Source organism: Microbacterium alkaliflavum (assembly GCF_044325405.1).
GTDB lineage: Bacteria > Actinomycetota > Actinomycetes > Actinomycetales > Microbacteriaceae > Microbacterium > Microbacterium alkaliflavum.
The window spans coordinates 949,730-966,860 of sequence record NZ_JBIQWL010000001.1 but is presented as its reverse complement, the minus strand read 5'-3'; the positions used below and the strand labels follow the sequence as shown (position 1 = coordinate 966,860).

Sequence of the window (17,131 nt, the reverse complement as noted above, 5' to 3'; positions counted from 1 at the left end):
AGGGAGGCGATGTCGGAGGCAGGTGATATACCGGCGTGTCTCCCGAACCCCCGGCGTGTCTTGCGAAACCCTCGGGCGCGTCGCGCGTCGCGCGGGCGAGAGCCCGGACGTATCGCCCGGTGCGATCAGGCGTGCAGGCGGTCGGCCGGCGGGATCGCGGCGGCCTCCTGCGGCGCGCGCCCCTGCACCCAGCGCTCGAGCACGCCGTCCGGCACCTCTTCGCGCACGAGCGCGAAGGCGTAGTGGTCGCGCCAGTCGCCGTCGATGTGGATGAACCGGCGACGCAGCCCCTCGTAGCGGAAGCCGAGCTTCTCCACGACGCGCAGGCTCGCGCTGTTCTCGGGCCGGATGCAGATCTCCATGCGATGCAGCCGCAGTTCGGTGAAGCAGATGTCGGTGGCCATCGCGACGGCGGTGGGAGTGATGCCGCGTCCGGCGAAGCGCTCGCTCACCCAGTAGCCGATCGTCGCCGACGCGAGCGATCCCCGCGCGACGCCCCACACGTTGAGCTGCCCCGCGACCTCGCCGTCGTACTCCATGACGAAGGGCACGCCCTGGCCGTCGCGATACTGCTGCAGGAGACGGCGGATGCCCAGGCGCATGTCGAACGAGACCGGCCCATCGGGGCTCGTCGCCTCCCACGGGCGCAGCCACGACCGGTTGGTCAGCAGCTCCTGCTGCAGCACGCGGGCATCGCGCTGGCGCACGAGCCGGATCGACACCGACCCGTGCCGACGGGGAGCGGTCAGTTCCACAGGACCCACCCCCTCATACGGGCGGCCTCACCGTGTGGTCACAGTGTCGCCGCGAACTCCTTGAACCACGGTCGCAGCTCGGGACCGAGGTCTTCGCGGTCGGCGGCGAGCTGCACGATGGCCTTGATGTAGTCCACCCTATCGCCGGTGTCGTACCGGCGACCCCGGAAAACCACGCCGTACACGCCGGGACCGTTCGAATCGGCCGCCATCTCCTGCAGCGCGTCGGTCAGCTGGATCTCCCCGCCCTTGCCCGGCTCGGTGCGCTCGAGGATGTCGAACACATCCGGGCTCAGCACGTAGCGTCCGATGACGGCGAGATTCGACGGCGCGTCTTCGGCCTTCGGCTTCTCGACCAGCCCCGTGACGCGCACGACGTCGGGCGAATCGGTCGGCTCGACCGCGGCTGCGCCGTACATGTGGATGTGCTCGGGGTCGACCTCCATGAGGGCGATGACCACGGCGCCGGTGCGGTCGTGCTCGTCGAGCATCGTCGTCAGCAGCGGGTCGCGCTCGTCGATGAGGTCGTCGCCCAGGAGCACCGCGAAGGGGTGGTCGCCGATGTGCGAACGCGCCCGCAGCACGGCGTGCCCGAGTCCCTTCGGCTCACCCTGCCGCACGAAGTGGATGTCGGCCAGGTCGTTGGACTGCTGCACCTTGGCGAGCCGGTCCTGGTCGCCCTTCTTGACGAGGTTGCCCTCGAGTTCGGGCACCGAGTCGAAGTGGTTCGACAGGGCGTTCTTGTTGCGGCCGATGATGATGAGGATGTCTTCGATGCCGGCGTGCGTCGCCTCCTCGACGACGTACTGGATCGCCGGCTTGTCGACCACCGGCAGCATCTCCTTGGGCATGGCCTTGGTCGCAGGAAGGAAGCGCGTGCCGAGACCGGCCGCAGGGATCACGGCTTTGAAGGGCTTGTGAGGCATCCCACGATCCTACCGAGCGCCCTGGGAAGTGACCGGGACTTGCGAATCCCAGGGTCGGTGCGCCCGCCTACAATCGACACCATGTCCGACGCGATCGCCGATGCCAAGCGGGCGCTTCGCGCTGAACTGCGCGAGCGACGCCAGATCATGTCGGAGTCGGCACGGGATGCCGCCGCACGCGGCATCGCCCAGCAACTCGACGCCCTCGTCGACCGCCTGGGCGCGCGATCGCTGTCGTGCTTCCTGTCGACGACGACCGAGCCGGGCACGCGCGCGTTCGTCGACGGCGCTGTGGCCCGGGGCATCCGCGTGCTCCTTCCCATCACCCGCACCGACGGCCTGCTGGACTGGTCGGTCGCGACACCCGGGATCGACATCGCCGAGGGCATGTTCGGGCTTCCCGAGCCCGTCGGCGAGCTCCTCGGCCCCATCGCCGTGAACGACGTCGACCTGCTCGTCATCCCCGCCGCCGCCATCGACCGCACGGGCATGCGCCTGGGCTGGGGCCGCGGCTTCTTCGACAAGACGATCGGCTCGATGGAGCGCTGCCCGCCCGTCTACGCCGTCGTCTACGACTCCGAGGTGCTCGACGAGGTGCCCAGCGACGTGCACGATCAGCGCGTCACGGGAGTCGTCACCCCCACCCAGACCCTCGTCCTGTCGCCCGCGCGGCGCTGACCCCGAGAAAGCCCCATGCCCACCTACGCCTACGCCTGCAAGCAGTGCGGCCACCGCTTCGACGCCGTGCAGTCCTTCGCCGATCCCGCCCTCACCGAGTGCCCCGAGTGCGGCGGTCCGCTGCGCAAGGAGTACGGCTCGATCGGCGTCACCTTCAACGGATCCGGCTTCTACCGCACCGACTCGCGCACGACGCCGAAGGAGTCGTCGAGCGGTCAGGCCGGCACCTCGTCGAGTGGCGACTCCTCCTCATCTTCGACAGGATCGAAGTCCGAGGCGAAGGCCTCGCCCGCCAAAGCGGGGTAGGCCGGCCGCGGGCCGGAGACAGTGAGGGGCAATCACGTGATCAAGGGCTTCAAGGAATTCATCCTCCGCGGAAACGTCATCGACCTCGCTGTCGCCGTCGTCATCGGCGCAGCGTTCACGGGGATCGTCAATGCGATCGTGACGGGGCTCATCAATCCCCTCATCGCCTTGATCTTCCAGGCCGACAGTCTCAACAGCCTCGTGTGGAAGGTGCCCACGCTGACCGGCGGTGAGACGACCTTCAGCTGGGGCCTCATCCTCGGCGCCATCATCAACTTCCTCGCCGTCGCGATCGTCGTCTACTTCGTGTTCGTCTACCCGATGAACCGCCTGAAGGAGCGCGAGGAGAAGCGCCGTGGCATCGGCCAGCCCGACGAGCCGTCGCTGCCGACCGAGCAGGAGCTGCTCATCCAGATCCGCGATCTCCTCGAGAGGCAGGCGCCCGCCTCGAAGCCCTGACCACGCTGCGCACCGCTCGTCAGTAGTGCGGGGGGACGTCGCGGCGGAGGCGTTCGTCGTTCGGACCCGTGTCTGTTCGGGATGCCTCTTCCGCGGCCTCTTCGGGCTCATCGCCGGCGACCGGCTCGGCGGTCGTGTCAGGAGCCGGGGTCAGCTTGGCGCGGCGGGCGCCGGGAACCCGCTCGACCCGCTGCCGGTCACTCGATGACATCGAACGGCTGCGTGTCGGCGTGCGACGTCGCCGCCTCGGGCGCGACGCCGAGCAGCGCCGCGATCCGCGCCGCGACGCCCGCAGGGTCGCTGTAGAGGTCGAAGGCGTGCACGCGCACGTAGTGCCAGCCGAGCCGTCGCAGGATCTGGGGGCGCAGGCGCAGCGATTCGCGCAGCGATTCGCCGATCGTCTCCGGGTCGCTCTCCGCGACGACGGCCTTGCCGTCGTACTGGGCGACGAGGGGCAGGATGCCGCGGTAGTGCACGTCGACCGACACGCCCAGAGCCCGCAGCTCGTGCGCGAGCGACCGGGTCAGGGGGTCGGCGAGGTCTTCCAGTCGCGCCTCGCGTGCCCGTCCGGCGATGCCTCCGAGGATGCTCATGAGCGTTGCGGCCCCGTAGTCGAGGCGGCCGTCGTCGAAGGCCGAGGGGCGGATCGACGAGACGATCACCATCGAGCGCCGGGCCCGCGTCATCCCGACCGTGAGAAGCCGGTCGCCGTCGGGCGTCGAGAGGTCGCCGAAGTCGCTGAGGACGCGGCCGTGCCGGGTCAGGCCGAATCCGAGCGAGAAGATGACCCGGTCACGGCTCTCGGCGACCGATTCCTCGAGGGTCAAGACGGCGAACGGCTCGGCCGTGTCGCGGGAGACGAAGTCGGCGACGTCGGATCGCCCGGCGAACGCGGCGTCGACGGCGGCGCGCACGCGCTCGGCGTGCTTCGTCGACGCCGTGACGACCATGAGCGATTCCGCACCGCGGTTGACGGCGTGCTCGACGACGAGCGTCACGACGCGGTTCACCTCGGTGTCGGGGCTCTCGACGGCGCCCGTCACGGGGTCGGGTGCGCCCATTCCGCCTTCGACGTAGTCGACGCTGAGGCTGCCTCGGCCGAGGTACGAGCCGGCCCAGGGGAAGGAGACGAGTTCACCGCCGTAGAACGCGTCGTTGACCAGCTGCGCGAGGTCTTCTCCCCCGGCGCGGTAGCTGCGGGTGAGCGTCTCGACGGGAACGATCTCGGCGAGGCGCTCGAAGACGCTCGTCTCGTCGAACGGCTCGTCCTCCTCGTCGGCAGGCCGCGTGCCCGCCGCGACGCGGAACGGCGTCGGCTTCTGGGTCACCGGGTCGCCGAAGACGACGATCTGCCGCGCGCGACGGAGCGCGGGCACCGCCTCGGCGAGCGACTGGGCGCCGGCATCGGCGATCACGACGACGTCGAATCCGGGCTCGGCGGGGATGGCGGGCACGTCGTACGGCGACGCGAGCCAGACGGGCGCGAGCGTGCGGAGGAGGGTCGGCGCCGCCGCGGTCAGGGTCGCGGCATCCGTCACCCCCTCCTTGAGCGCCTGCTTGAGGCGTGCCGCCTCGTCGGCGTGGTCGACGATGCCGATGCGCCACTGCGTCGCGAGCTGGGCCGCGAGGAGCGGACCGGATGCCGCGGCGTGGGCCTCGTCGACGAGCCGGAAGTCGCGCTCGAGGCGATCGACGACGGCCGTGTTGGCGCCGAGCAGGGCGCGGTCGCTGCGCAGCAGGTGCTCGAGGGCGGACTGCCACCACGCGAACTCGAGTTCGGCCCCGACGCGGTCCTCGGGCACATGGCGCACCGACAGTTCGATGAGGAGCGGCTCGAGCCCGAGGGCGGCGAGCTGGGTGCGCAGCGTCGCGCGCTCGACGAGGTTGTCGAAGACTTCGGACTCCGCCGCGAGCCCTGCGAGGGTGCGGACGAGCTCGGGGATCGCGATCGTGGCGAGGCGACCTGTCTGCGGCCGGCGCAGGATCACATCGAGTTCGCCGAGCTCGGCGTCGACGCGCTGCCAGCCGACGTGGACGTCGGACAGTCCGAGCGGCACTTCGGGCACGACTCCGACATCGACATGCTTCTGCCACTCGGCGCGCTGCTGCTGCACACGCAGGAGCGCCTCGTGCATGTCGGCGATGTGCACGCCCGGGCGCACGTATTCTCGCGAGAGTCTCCGCAGATGCCTCCGTCGCGTGCCGCCCATATCCGGCGAGTCGCGCCGGGAGCCGTGCGCCTGGATGAGCTCGCCGAGCGGACGCTCGAACACCGTCGGGCTGAACTTGTCGAGCGAGTCGCGGATGCCCTGCAGGAGGCGCAGGTACTCGCCGAGCTCGGTGATGGTGCGGAACGGGCGCATGCGCGTCTGCGCGATGAGCTCGTACGAGCGCTCCAGGAGGTTCGGCAGGTTCTGGCGGTGCAGCGTGCCGGCGAGGCCGTGCGCGGACCGCGCCTGTTCGGTCGTCGCGAAGGACACGCCGTACCAGGGCGACTCCCCCGGGCCCACGCGGAACTCGCCGAGGCGCGCGGCGGCGGCGAGCTTGGACGCGGCCTCCTTGCGGCCCTTCGCGAGTCGCTCGAGGGTCACGAAGTCGAAGCGGGCCGCTGTCTCGGGTGCCGGGTTCCGCGCGGTCAGCGTGGAGAGCGTGCGGAGGATGTCGAGGATCGAGACGCCGAGACCGTTGTCGTGATTCGTCACGGCGCCGCGGTAGTCGCGCAGCACGCCGCGCAGACGCACGAGAGCGTCGTCGATGTCGGAGACCTTGGGCTGCTCGGCCTTCTCGTTGCGGCCGATCGCGCGGATGAGGTCGCGCTGCAGGTCGCGCGGAGACACCGCGAGGCCACCCAGCCCGATCCCGGCGAGGCGGTGACGCACGCCCTCCAGCGTCGAGCGCCGCGCGCTCACGACGAGGACGCGCTTGCCGTCGCGCACGAGGCGGCCGATCGCGTTGATGACGGTCTGCGTGCCACCCGTGCCGGGCAGCGTGTGCACGGCGAGCGAATGACCGTCGGCGATGCGGGCGAGGACCCGCTCCTGTTCCGCGTCGGCGTCGAGGAGAAGGATGTCGGATGCCGGGGCCCGATCGTCTGGGCTCGTCCAGACCGGCGTGCCACGGCGGATCGCGAGCGTCTCGCGGTCGTCGGCGTGCCCCGCGAGGGCGTTGAGGATCGTGTGGTCGAGGTCGGCCGCATCACGCGCCATCGCGGCGCCGACGTCGGCGAAGCTCGAGACGACGAGCCGCGGCTTGACCGTGAAGCTGTCGATCGTCGCGGTGAGGGCGCGGAGATGGTCGATGACGGGCTGCGGCTTGAAGACCCCGGCGTCGTACGCGAGGGAGGCGAGCGCGGCACCGTCGATCTCGATGCCGAAGTGCGTCCGCAGCGCCCGGACGAGCTCGGGATTGACCGTGAACGCGCCGTGCAGCTTGAGCTCGAAGTCGGTGTGGTGGCGACGGATCGCGAGGGGCCGCAGGAGCACGGGCGCCGTGCACGAGAGTCCGCCGATGCTCCAGGTCGCCAGCCCCACGCCGAGCCGGACGGCGTCGAGCCCGCGCGCCGTGCGCAGCTCGACGTTCTTGGCCGTGAGCCGTTCTGCCGCGAGGCGCGCGTTCCGAAGGGCGACCTCGTCGCGGAACAGATTCGACAGGAGCGTCGACCGCCCGGTGATGAACTGCGGGAGGCTGCCCGGATGGGCCTGCGTGATCTCGATGCCGGCATCGACGGAGTCGGCGTAATGCAGGAGCGTCGACCGCCCGCCGAGCACCGCGATCTCGCGCCGCAGGCGGTCGCGCTCGGACTGTGCGATGTGCACGACGGTCACGCCGGGTTCCGCCACGCCGAGGTCACCGGGGGTCACGGGTGCCGCGGGCACGGAGTCCTCTGCGCCGGCCACGACGCTTCCTTCTGCTCGCCACACACGTGCCAGGGTATGCGCCCCTCGCCGCGCGACGGGCATCCCCGTCCGAGTTTCGCCGGATTGACGACACGCCGAGTGATCAGCGCTTCCTCCCCAGGCCCCTGAAGAGGGATGCCGTGCACAGCCTGGCGCCCGGACGGCGGGCGGTCGGAGCCCGGCGGGAGGATGGTCGCATGACCGACATCGCTTTCCGAGTGCATCCCTCCCCCGTCGGAGAGATCCTCATCGTCGCGACCCCGGAGGGCATCGTGACACTCCATCCGATCGACGGCCCGCTCGACGCCGAGCTGGCGCGGATCGCCACCACGCTTCATGCTCTGCCCGTCCCCGACGACGAGGCGGGCGGCGATGTGGATCGCCAGCTCGACGAGTACTTCGAGGGCGAACGCCGCGAGTTCGACGTCGCGCTCGACTGGCGGCTCGTGAACGGCTTCCGGCGCGCTGCGCTCGAAGCCGTCGGCGCGATCCCGTACGGCGAGACCGCCGGCTACGGCGAGGTCGCGATCGCGGCGGGCAGTCCTGGCGCGGCGCGCGCGGTCGGCACCGCCTGCGCCACCACGCCGTTCTCGATCATCGTGCCGGTGCATCGGGTCGTGCGCTCCGACGGCTCGCTCGGCGAGTACGGCGGCCATCCCGAGGTGAAGCGTTTCCTCATCGACCTCGAGCGCGAGACCCTCGGCGACGTGCCCGTCGGCGCGATCCCCCCGGCGCCGGCCGGCGCCCGCGAGGAGGCCCCGGCCGTGGCCATCGGCACCCCCGCGTCCGCCGTCGGCGCCCCCGCGTCCGCCGTCGGCGCCTCTCAGACCGCGGACGAGTAGGCCGTCCGTGAGCGGCGGTCCCGGCCGGATCCCCCCGAGTCCGGCCGGGGCCACGTCGGCTTTGGTATCCTCGACGCTACGAAACCGGCGTCGTCGCCGTCACCCCCGGAAGCAGGTTGTGCGTGGTCGCACCCGTGGGCTCGAGATCGGACTCCCAGCTCATCGCCCGCGCGGTGAGGGATCTCGTGCGCCGAACCCGCTTCCCCGTCGCCTTCGGCGGCCTCGCACGCGATGACGCGATCCACGTCTCCGCGATCGCCGGAGCCCGCACGCGCAGCCTCGACGGGCTCATCGTGCACGCCGGGCGCGGCCTCGGCGGGCGCGCCTTCGTCGAACGGCGGCCGCGCCTCGCCCTCGACTACCGGTCGGCACGCGGCATCACGCACGACTACGACGGACCGGTGCTCGGCGAGGGCATCGCGACGCTCATCGCGGTGCCGATCGTCGTCGGGGAGCGCGCCCGCGCCGTCGTCTACTGCGGGTCGTGGTCGGCAGCGCCCATCGGCGACTCCGTGGCAGCCCCCGCGTTCCGCATCGCCGACGAGATCGCGACGGAACTCCGCGTGCAGGACGAGGTCGACCGCCGCCTGCGCGCGGCAGCGCCGGTGGCGGAGGCATCCACTCCCCTCACCACGGCAGCCCGCGAGACGCTGCGCGAGAGCTACGCCGAATTGCGGAGCATCGCCGCGACGGTGCAGGATGCCGGCGTCCGCGAGCGCCTGGAACGGCTGGAGCGGCGCCTGGCTGCTCTGTCATCCGACCGAGATGCGAGCCTCGAGCTCGAGGTGCGCCTTTCGCCACGCGAGATCGACGTGCTCGCGTGCGCAGCGCTCGGCTCGACGAACGCGGAGATCGGTGCGGCGCTGGGGCTCAAGGACGCCACGGTGAAGTCGTACCTGCAGTCTGCGATGGCGAAACTCGACGTCTCGACCCGTCACGCCGCGGTGCTCAAAGCGCGCCGAGCGGGCCTTCTCCCCTGAGCGCAATTCCCGAATAGGCCGCCCCCTATTCGCCTTCCGCGCGTGCGCGTGCTCGATAGTGGATCGCGACAATTCGGCGTAATGTCGCATTCATGGCCCGAAGAATCGTTCATCAACTCGTCGACGACCTGGATGGAACCGTCCTGGAAGTCGGAACGGGTGAAACAGTCCTCTTCTCTCTCGATGGCATCGCCTACGAGATCGATCTCTCCGACGAGAACGCGACGGCGATCCGCGCCGCGTTCGCGCCTTATGTCGACGCAGCGCGCTCCGTCTCGTCGCGCTCCAGCAGCCGTGCGCAGAGCAGCGCTGCGGCGCAAAGTGGCCGCAAACGTCGTCGCACGGGCCAGCAGGATTACGGGCCCGTGCGCGAATGGGCCAAGTCGAACGGCTACCAGGTCTCGGAGCGGGGCCGGGTGCCGGCATCCGTCCTCGAGGCCTACGAAGCCGCGCACTGACGCGCGATCACGCGTACGACTTGGGATCGACTGCTTCCGGCGACGGCCCGACCCGATGGGCCGTGTGCAGCATGGTGGCTTCCTGGTACGCCGTGGGCGACCGATAAAGCTGCATGTCGGTGCGGTGGCGGCGGGATCCGCCCTGCACGAGCGTTCCGCCGACGTAGCTCGCCGGCACGGCCGGGGTCGAAGACTCCGGCCAGGCCGACACACGGGGGAGTCGCGTGAGGCCGCCGAAAAGCGTGACGGGCTGGACCGAGGTGTAGCCGCCCTGATTGAGGTACACCTCGATCCAGCCTTTCCGCACATCGGCGGACATCTTGAATCCGAGAACGATGTCCGTCCACGCTCCGCGGTTGTAGCCGAAGTCCACGACGAAACCGGGATCGCCGCCGTTGAGCTGGTTGGCATCGATGTGGAATCGGTCGAGCGGGTCGCTGTCGGCGGTGCGGTTCGCGTCGATGATCGTGATCGCACCGCGGCCCGACGGATACTGCGTCGGGCTCGACGCCTGCGGGCCGTACATCTGGAAGATCGCGATGTGGAGGTTGGTCTCGCCCGCGTCGGAGAGCCGCACGCTCGGGAAACCTCCCGAGCCCGCCGCGCTGGAGTCGACTTTCGGCACGAAGGTCGAGAAGCCGACGTAGAACTCCTGCCCCTCGAAGATTCCGGCGCCCGGCGCGAGGGTCGACTGCTGCGCCTGAAAACGCGGTGATTTCGTCGGCTGATCGGCGTCGAGGCGAGCGTAGTCCGGCACGGTCACCTTGATCGCCTTGCGTCCGCGTCGAATCGGATCCTGGACCATCGACGCGTATTTGACTCCGATGACGGTCGCGGTGAAGGAGTCGAGCCACGCGCTCCACGAGGAATAGTCGGCGGCCCACGCCATCGAATCGGACCATCCCTTGTCGGGGAGGGCGCCGTAGGAATAGTTGCCGGTGTACACCGAGAAGGTCGGCGACGAGTGCGTCATGCCGGAGATCACGGCATCCGCCCGCACCCATGCCATGTAGTTGCTGGGAGAGCCGAGGTCGGGATAGGCCAGGCGCTTCGTCGTGTCCCACGGGTCGGCCGACCACAACGACGACGTGCCGACCCGCTTCAGCTGTCGCGTGTACCGTCCGAGCGTCATCGTGACCGACGTCGGCGTCGGAACACCCGGGTCGAACTGGATCGTGAGGGGCACGGCGCCCTTGTAGGTCTGGCCCGGCTTCAGCGACAGCGTCGCCATGAGGCCGAGGTCATTGCGCAGGGGCCGCGGGTTCGCGTACGCGACAGGGCCTGTCGCCGCGTGTGCACCCGGCGCGACGGCGGACGCGCCTGCCACGAGCAGGGGAAGCCCCCACGCCGCGCTGCGGAACAGCGATCTCCTCGTCAACCCGGCATCGTCGGCGCCCACGCGCACTCCTCACGTCGATGTGTGTCGTGCTGGAGGGCGGGGGGCGAGCCTCGGAACCCGGGTTTGAAACGAGGGACGCTCCCGCTTCCGGGCGCGACCTTGGTGGCAGTCTAGCGACGCCGTGTTTCGCGGTGGAGACGACCGCGAAACCGGTTCCTTTCCGCTCTGCCTCGCGCAGCTGTCCTCGGGACGCGAGGCGGTGCGCTCACCCGGTCTTGACGGTGAGGAAGGTGCGGTTCGACGCGCTGCCGTTGTTGATGTAGCCGACATAGCGGGAGCCGGCGGCCAGGCCCGACCACGAGGCCTGGTACGACGTCGCGACACCGGGACTCAGCGGCAGCGTCGAGGGCGAGAGCGTCAGGGTCGACCCGCTCGAACGGATGTTGGTCGCCCACAGGTTGAAGGTCGTTCCCGCGGCCGCGCGGTCGGCGATGACGTAGATGATGTACGTGCCGGCCGTCGGCGTCAGGATGTCGAGCGTCTCGTTCGGGCCGTACTGCGACGCGTAGTACGGATCGCCGACGGCGATGACACCCAGATACGTGCGGGTCGCGGCGAGCCAGAGCTCGGCATCCGCCCCCGACTCGAGACTGATGCGCGTGAGCTTCGTCCCGGAGGGAACCGAGAACGTGTAGGCGACCTGCTGGCCGGTCGAGATCACCCCCGACGCGCCCTTCGCCGTGCCGGCGGAGTTCTTGAGATACGTGCTCTTGTTGAGGGTGGATGCCGCCAGGGCGACCGAGGTGGATGCACCGCCCTTCACCTGCACCGTCGTCGACCCCGATTGTCCGGTCCCGGTGACCTCGTCGGGCGCATCGATGACGGTCGGGCGGACGGCGATCGGCGCTCGGACGGTCTTTCCCGCGCCCTTCCAGGTGAGGGAGCCGGTCGACCAGGCGTTCGCGGCCGCTGATCCTCGCGTGACCGTGACGGTGAACGACTTCGTCTCGCCCACGGCGAGGGTGAGGGATGCCGGCGACACCGTCGCCGTGATGCCCGGGAGCCCACTCACCGATGCCGTGTACGTGCCGGCCGTCAGAGCGGTGACGGAACGCGTCACGGTCTGCGTGCCCGCGAGGCTTCCGATCGAGATGGATGCCTGATTCAGGTCGCTCGGATCGATCGCCGGCGCCGGCTGGATCGAATAGCCGGAGCCTGCGAGGAACGACAGCCAGTCCGCGCGCGTGCTGCGGTACAACAGGCCCGGGTAGAGGAAGACCCTCGCCTGCACCTGCCCCGCGCCCTGGGCGAAGGGGTCGGAGTTCGCCGTGCCGTCGGCGTTGAGCGTGTTCTTGGCGGTCGTCATGAGCGCGGAGCGGATGTCGGACGGCAGCGCCTTCGGTCGCAGGCTCAGGTAGAGGGCGCCGAGTCCGGCGACGTGCGGCGAGGCCATCGACGTGCCGGAGAGGAACGCCCACTGCGCCTGGCCCGACGAGCCGTTCTGGACTGCCGCGAGCACGCCCGTCCCGGGCGCGGCGACGTCGGGCTTGAGCACGTCGGCGTCGTCGGCGGCGACGGGACCGCGTGAGCTGAAGCCTGCGATCTGGGGCGCCGGCGGGTTGTAGCCGGTCGGGTTGGTCGCCGAGAGCGTCGCCGTCGCGCCCGCCGTGCGGGCGGCGGCGACGAGGCCCGTGCGGTAGTCGGACTGCGCGTGGATCGTGGGCACCGCGTGCACGTCGAGGTCGAGCGAGTCGGGCTGCGTGTTGACGAGGATCATGCCGATGCCGCCCGCGGATGCCACCGCGGCCGACTTGTCGGTGCGGGCCACCTCACCCCGGTCGCACACGACGATGCGGCCCGACACCTTCGCCGAATCGAGGGCTCCCGGAGTGCAGATCGCGGATCCGGCGTCGCCCGCGTAGACGAGCGGGCCCATGACGGGGTCGGTCACCGTCGTGCTCGCGCCCGGCACCTGCAGCCCCGTCGAGATCGTCGCCGTCGCGACGTCGAAGGGCAGGGTGCTCGCCGCGACGGTCGTGTACCAGGGGTAGGCGTGGTCGAGCGTCGTCGCCCCGGGTCCGGAGTTGCCGGCGGCCGCGGCGACGAATACCCCAGCGGAGGCCGCGCCGAGGAACGCGTGATCCTCGGGCGAGAGGGTGGGCGACGGCGCGCCGCCGATCGAGAAGTTGATGACGTCGACGCCGTCCGCGACGGCCTGGTCGATCGCGGCGACCAGGTCAGACGACGCGCAGCCTCCGGCACCGTCGGGATTGGTCCAGCACGCCTTGTACATGGCGACCTTCGCCTGCGGCGCCACTCCCGTGATGGTCGCGGACGCGGCATCCGTCACCTTCACGGTCACCCCGCTGTCGCCCGCAGCCGTCGACGCCGTGTGGCTGCCGTGGCCCTCGACGTCGCGCGGCGACTTGGGGTCGCCGGACGACACGTCGCCGAAGCCCGACACGAAGAACCGCGCGCCCACGACCTTCGTCGAATAGTCGCCGCTGTCCCACTGCGGGCCGGTGACCCGCGTGGAGCGGAACGTGCCGCCGTCCTTCTTCGCGAACACGACGTCGTTGCCCACGAGGTAGGGCTCCGCCCCGGCGGCTGTGCCGAGCGGTGATCCCGCGAACGAGGGGTTCTCGGGGGCGATGCCCGTGTCGACGACGCCGACGACGACGCCCTTGCCCGCGCCCGCCTCTCCCCCGACGAGCGACCACGTGTCGGGCACGCCGAGGTAGTCGGTGCCCGTCGTGACGTCGACGTGACGCAGCTCGTCGGCGTCGACCTCGGCGACCCCCGGGAGCGCGGCGAGCGCTGCGGCCTGCGCGGCCGTGAGCTTCGCGCTGAAGCCGTTGAGCGCGACCGTGTAAGAGTACGAGATCGTGGCGCCGACGAGTCCGGCGATGCGGTTCTGTGCCTCGGTCAGGTAGCTCCGATACCTCTTCGCGGCGTCGGTCAGCACGTCGAGCTGGTCGCCCGAGGCGGGCGCCGTCGCGGTGAGGCCTTGGATCCCGCCCGCGTAGGTCGCCATTGCCGGGGCGTCGAGGCGCACGATGTAGCTTCCGCCGGCAGGCGCGGCAGCGGGAACGGATGCCGCGGCCGGGCCTGCGATGGCCGTGGCGACGAGCGCGGCGGCTGCGCCGATGGCGAGGGCGGAGCGGCGGAAAAGGGCAGACGGCGACACAGACATCGCACTCCTGTCTCGGACGGAACGATCACGAAGGTGGAGCGGTGGTGCGGTGGTGCTGCGCATCGGCGAGGGGCGCGACGCTGAGCAGAGCATGGCACTGCGCATCGCGGTCGCGCAACGTGCGATGGTGCGCCGCATGACTGCGGAGAAATCGCCCGGCACGCCGGCCGTCACCGGCGCGCCGTGCACAATCCCCGCGGTTGTGCCGCGACGCGATCAGTCGTTCGGGCGGTGTCCGGTGACGAAGCCGCCGCGGGAGGGCGCCGGGGCGTCTGCGCCGAGACGCAGCGAACGGTCGTAGCGCCGCTCGAGGTCGGTGATCGCCGTGTCGTGGGCGACCCAGCCCGCCGCCAGGAGCATGGCGACGGGGTCGGGCGGGTCGGTCCGAGCGAGCACGTCGTCCATCGGCAGGCCGGTCGCCTGCGCGAACGTCTCCAGCCGGGCCCGCGCCTCCGGGGTGTCCTCGATGGGCACGGCGCGCTCGACGACGAGCCGTGAGCCGGGCGCCGACAGGTGCACGACATCGTCGATCACGGCGGCCTGGTCGTGGGCGGAGAGGTAGGGAAGCAGGCCCTCGAGCACCCAGTGCGTCGGCTCGGCGGGGCGGAATCCGAGCGCGACGATGCGCGCCGCCCACGGCTCGGTCACGTCGGCGGCGACGGCGATTCGCCGGGCACGGGGAACGGCACGGGATGCCGCGAGCGCCGCTTCGACGAACGACACGACCTCGTCGCGGTCGAGCTCGAAGACGGTCGTGTCCTCGAGCCAGTCGAGCCGCCACGACCGGGTGTCCAGGCCGCTCCCCAGGATGACGACCTGGCGCAGCGCGCCCGCACGCAGCTCGTCGTCGATGAACCGCGTGCGCAGGCCGATGTAGAGCGATCCGAGGAGCAGCGACTGCTCGAGCGGGGCGACGTCGGCGAGGTCGGCGGGCCAGGAGTGCGGATACGGCACCTGCATCCTGGATGCCTCGACCAGGGTCGACGCGAACGGGTCGCGCACGAGCGCATCAGGCCGGGTGGATTCGAGGGCTCGCGCGGCCGCGACCGCGACGGCCGTGGTGCCGACGCCATGGAGTTCAGAGGTCATCCCGGCCATTCTCGCCCGGGCGCGGCAGCGGACGAGGCCACGTTCGCCGCGGGCGGAGCTGTTGCGGACGGGATGTCGGGGGGTCGGCGTAGCGTGCGGGGCATGGCGGAGCGGGTCGAGGCATGGTGGGCGCGGCGCCAGTTCTCGCGCGGCGTCGACGTGCCGTACGAGATCGGCACCTACCGGGAGGCGTGGGCGGCCTATCCGGCGCTCATCCGGCAGTACCACCCCGACCTCAACGCCGGGATCACGCTGACGCAGATCCCCCCGGCCGCCGACGTCCTGCTGCTGTGGCAGTGCGAGGCGGGGCATCTGTTCGCTGCGACCCCGACCGAGCAGCGCGCGCGGCCGGGGCGCGAGCGCCGCCGGTCGGCATGGTGTCCCGAATGCGCGACGCTCGCGGTGCCCCCGCGGGTTCAGCCCGCCGGCCCGCCGCGCCCGAAGCGTCCCAAGCCGCGCCGAGAAGTATGCGCCAAGACGCCCGATCTCCCCGTCGGCGAGGCGTTCCGCAGCGAGTGCGCGCCCAAGCCCGCGTCTGCGGTCGAAGCCGAGCTGCGGGCCCACCTCGTGGCGCGGCTCGATCTCACGACGGGGTGCAACGCGGTGCGGGTGGCGCGGCCGTTCTTCGACCACGTCGAGGTGTGGCCCGACATCCTGCTGCCCGAACTGCGCATCGCGGTCGAGTACGACAGCATCGGCCGGTTCGGGCTCGAGCATCTCGGCACACGGGAGGACGCCGACCGCCGCAAAGACCGCGCGCTGCGCGCGGCGCACTGGGAGGTCGTGCGCATCCGCACGGGGCGGCTCGAGAAGCTCGGCCCCTATGACCTGCAGCTGTCATCGCTCGGCAAGAAGGGCGTCGACCGGCTGATCGACGTGTTCCGCGACATCCGGGGACCGCTCCTGGTCGACGCGTACCTCAGCTGACGGGACGTCTGCCGTCGCGCGACGACGCTCGCCGGCGTCGGCCGGCGCCGAGACCGGGGATCTCGCCGAGGCGGGGCTGCTCGATCCCATGGCTCGACGAAACGCCATGTCTCGTCGCGGGGGATGCTGCGCCAGGCCGGTTGCGGCATCCAGGCTCATGTCGTCGGCGCGAGGGATGCTGCGCAGGCCGGTTGCGGCATCCCGCGGTGTCGCTCATGTCGTGGCGTCGCCCGCCGGTGCGGGAAGGGCCGGTTCGGCCGGGGTGACGGCCCATTCCGGTTCGACAGCGGCGGCGGGTGGCATCCCTCCCTCCCGTCCGATCGTCTCGAGCATCGACCTCGCCCGGAACGCGGCCTCGCGTGCGACGGTGCGGCTCTCGTACCAGCGGGCGCCCATGACGACGGGAGCATCGTCGTCGACGAGGTACCAGCCGATGCTCCGCACGGCCGGTGCCACGAAGGTGTGACACGTCAGGCCGGACGCGCGCCGAACGAGAGTCGCGGCGTGCGCCCGCGCGTCGGACTCGGACGCATGGAGAAGCGTCGAGCGCGCCATCTCACGATGGTTCGGGGCGACGAGCTGCCAGTAGACGCGGCCGGCCTGCTCCCCTGCGGATTCGTCGGGTGCGGCTCCGGCGTGCGCTTCGAAGACGGCGCGCGACGCGCGCCGCCAGGCCAGCAGTGCACGATCCGTCGATGCGCCGAAGTGCGCGAACACCACGCTCGGCGCGGCCACGGCAGCTCCTGTCTGCAACCTGAGAAGCTGCGCGGTCAGTGTCGCGGCCCCGTCCTGCGATCTGCTGACAGGCAAGTGAACGGCGGGTGTCGGATGCCTGGAGGAGGGGATGCCGGGATCATCGACGGTCACCCTCGCAGGACGAGTGTCATGACGGTATGGTCACGTTCACACCCGTCGCGCCGTAACCTCGATTGCGATACCCCTCGTCCCCAGGCAGGAGCACCACGATGGCCGCCGAGATCAACGAAGAAGTCGCCGTTCAGGAGATCGTCGATCGATTGGCCGAGAAGTTCCCCATGCTCCCCCGCGAGCGGGTCACGGAGGTCGTCCGGGAGGTGCACAGCTCGATGGATGCTGCCCCCGTGCGCGACTTCGTGCCGGTGCTCGTCGAGCGCGGCGCCAAGGACCGTCTCAAGCCCGAGGCGAAGGCGCTCTCCACCGCCGGCTGAGTCGCGACGCCGGACGCCCCCGACCCCGGGCTTCGGGCCCTCGACATGGTTGGAGCGGTGATGGAGGGCGTTGCATTCCGCTCACCATCAGCGCAG

Annotated in this window: 16 protein-coding genes; 8 read left to right on the top strand and 8 right to left on the bottom strand. The window is 70.9% G+C overall.

What is annotated here, in order from left to right:
- Positions 1-125 precede the first annotated feature (125 nt).
- Positions 126-755 (bottom strand): GNAT family N-acetyltransferase, encoded by a 630-nt coding sequence (locus ACH3VR_RS04135; RefSeq protein ID WP_396639474.1) that lies wholly within the window; start codon positions 753-755, stop codon positions 126-128.
- Positions 756-793: 38 nt separating this feature from the next.
- Complete coding sequence (gene galU / locus ACH3VR_RS04130; protein ID WP_396639473.1) at positions 794-1,681, bottom strand: UTP--glucose-1-phosphate uridylyltransferase GalU; 888 nt, start codon at positions 1,679-1,681, stop codon at positions 794-796.
- An 81-nt stretch (positions 1,682-1,762) separates the two neighbouring features.
- On the opposite strand from galU, the gene ACH3VR_RS04125 reads away from it, so the two are divergent.
- Genes ACH3VR_RS04125 through mscL form a run of 3 tightly spaced genes read left to right on the top strand, consistent with a single transcriptional unit; the run spans position 1,763 to position 3,124 of the window.
- Positions 1,763-2,359, top strand: coding sequence for a 5-formyltetrahydrofolate cyclo-ligase (locus tag ACH3VR_RS04125; protein WP_396639472.1), 597 nt, complete (start codon positions 1,763-1,765; stop codon positions 2,357-2,359).
- Positions 2,360-2,374: 15 nt separating this feature from the next.
- Positions 2,375-2,665: an FmdB family zinc ribbon protein gene (locus ACH3VR_RS04120; RefSeq protein ID WP_396639471.1), complete on the top strand. Its 291-nt coding sequence runs from the start codon at positions 2,375-2,377 to the stop codon at positions 2,663-2,665.
- A 36-nt stretch (positions 2,666-2,701) separates the two neighbouring features.
- Positions 2,702-3,124 carry a large conductance mechanosensitive channel protein MscL gene (gene mscL / locus ACH3VR_RS04115; protein WP_396639470.1) on the top strand — a complete coding sequence of 141 codons (423 nt, stop codon included), beginning with the start codon at positions 2,702-2,704 and terminating at the stop codon, positions 3,122-3,124.
- Positions 3,125-3,143: 19 nt separating this feature from the next.
- Here the strand turns inward: mscL and ACH3VR_RS04110 are convergent, their stop codons facing one another.
- Positions 3,144-3,335, bottom strand: coding sequence for a hypothetical protein (locus ACH3VR_RS04110; RefSeq protein ID WP_396639469.1), 192 nt, complete (start codon positions 3,333-3,335; stop codon positions 3,144-3,146).
- Entirely contained in the window at positions 3,322-7,083 is a 3,762-nt protein-coding gene (locus tag ACH3VR_RS04105) for an AAA family ATPase (protein WP_396639468.1), read from the bottom strand. Before ACH3VR_RS04105 ends, ACH3VR_RS04110 begins: the two co-directional genes overlap by 14 nt.
- Positions 7,084-7,217: 134 nt before the next feature.
- On the opposite strand from ACH3VR_RS04105, the gene ACH3VR_RS04100 reads away from it, so the two are divergent.
- The 3 genes from ACH3VR_RS04100 (at position 7,218) to ACH3VR_RS04090 (ending at position 9,300) form a co-directional block, all read left to right on the top strand.
- Complete coding sequence (locus ACH3VR_RS04100; protein ID WP_396639467.1) at positions 7,218-7,862, top strand: methylated-DNA--[protein]-cysteine S-methyltransferase; 645 nt, start codon at positions 7,218-7,220, stop codon at positions 7,860-7,862.
- Between the two features lie 122 nt (positions 7,863-7,984).
- Positions 7,985-8,842, top strand: coding sequence for a LuxR C-terminal-related transcriptional regulator (locus ACH3VR_RS04095; protein WP_396639466.1), 858 nt, complete (start codon positions 7,985-7,987; stop codon positions 8,840-8,842).
- 92 nt (positions 8,843-8,934) lie between these two features.
- Positions 8,935-9,300, top strand: coding sequence for a histone-like nucleoid-structuring protein Lsr2 (locus tag ACH3VR_RS04090; RefSeq protein WP_396639465.1), 366 nt, complete (start codon positions 8,935-8,937; stop codon positions 9,298-9,300).
- A 7-nt stretch (positions 9,301-9,307) separates the two neighbouring features.
- On the opposite strand, the gene ACH3VR_RS04085 is transcribed toward ACH3VR_RS04090, so the two are convergent.
- The 3 genes from ACH3VR_RS04085 to ACH3VR_RS04075 form a co-directional block, all read right to left on the bottom strand.
- Positions 9,308-10,699 (bottom strand): hypothetical protein, encoded by a 1,392-nt coding sequence (locus tag ACH3VR_RS04085; RefSeq protein WP_396639464.1) that lies wholly within the window; start codon positions 10,697-10,699, stop codon positions 9,308-9,310.
- A 205-nt stretch (positions 10,700-10,904) separates the two neighbouring features.
- Positions 10,905-13,832, bottom strand: coding sequence for a S8 family serine peptidase (locus tag ACH3VR_RS04080; protein WP_396639463.1), 2,928 nt, complete (start codon positions 13,830-13,832; stop codon positions 10,905-10,907).
- Positions 13,833-14,048: 216 nt separating this feature from the next.
- Entirely contained in the window at positions 14,049-14,921 is an 873-nt protein-coding gene (locus ACH3VR_RS04075) for an SAM-dependent methyltransferase (protein WP_396639462.1), read from the bottom strand.
- 102 nt (positions 14,922-15,023) lie between these two features.
- Here ACH3VR_RS04075 and ACH3VR_RS04070 point away from each other — a divergent pair, with 102 nt between their 5' ends.
- Positions 15,024-15,848, top strand: coding sequence for a zinc-ribbon domain-containing protein (locus ACH3VR_RS04070; RefSeq protein ID WP_396639461.1), 825 nt, complete (start codon positions 15,024-15,026; stop codon positions 15,846-15,848).
- A gap of 213 nt (positions 15,849-16,061) precedes the next feature.
- On the opposite strand, the gene ACH3VR_RS04065 is transcribed toward ACH3VR_RS04070, so the two are convergent.
- The gene (locus ACH3VR_RS04065) at positions 16,062-16,583 is read right to left on the bottom strand and encodes a hypothetical protein (RefSeq protein ID WP_396639460.1); all 522 of its coding nucleotides are present in this window, start codon (positions 16,581-16,583) and stop codon (positions 16,062-16,064) included.
- Between the two features lie 230 nt (positions 16,584-16,813).
- On the opposite strand from ACH3VR_RS04065, the gene ACH3VR_RS04060 reads away from it, so the two are divergent.
- The gene (locus tag ACH3VR_RS04060) at positions 16,814-17,035 is read left to right on the top strand and encodes a three-helix bundle dimerization domain-containing protein (protein WP_396639459.1); all 222 of its coding nucleotides are present in this window, start codon (positions 16,814-16,816) and stop codon (positions 17,033-17,035) included.
- Positions 17,036-17,131: the final 96 nt, after the last annotated feature.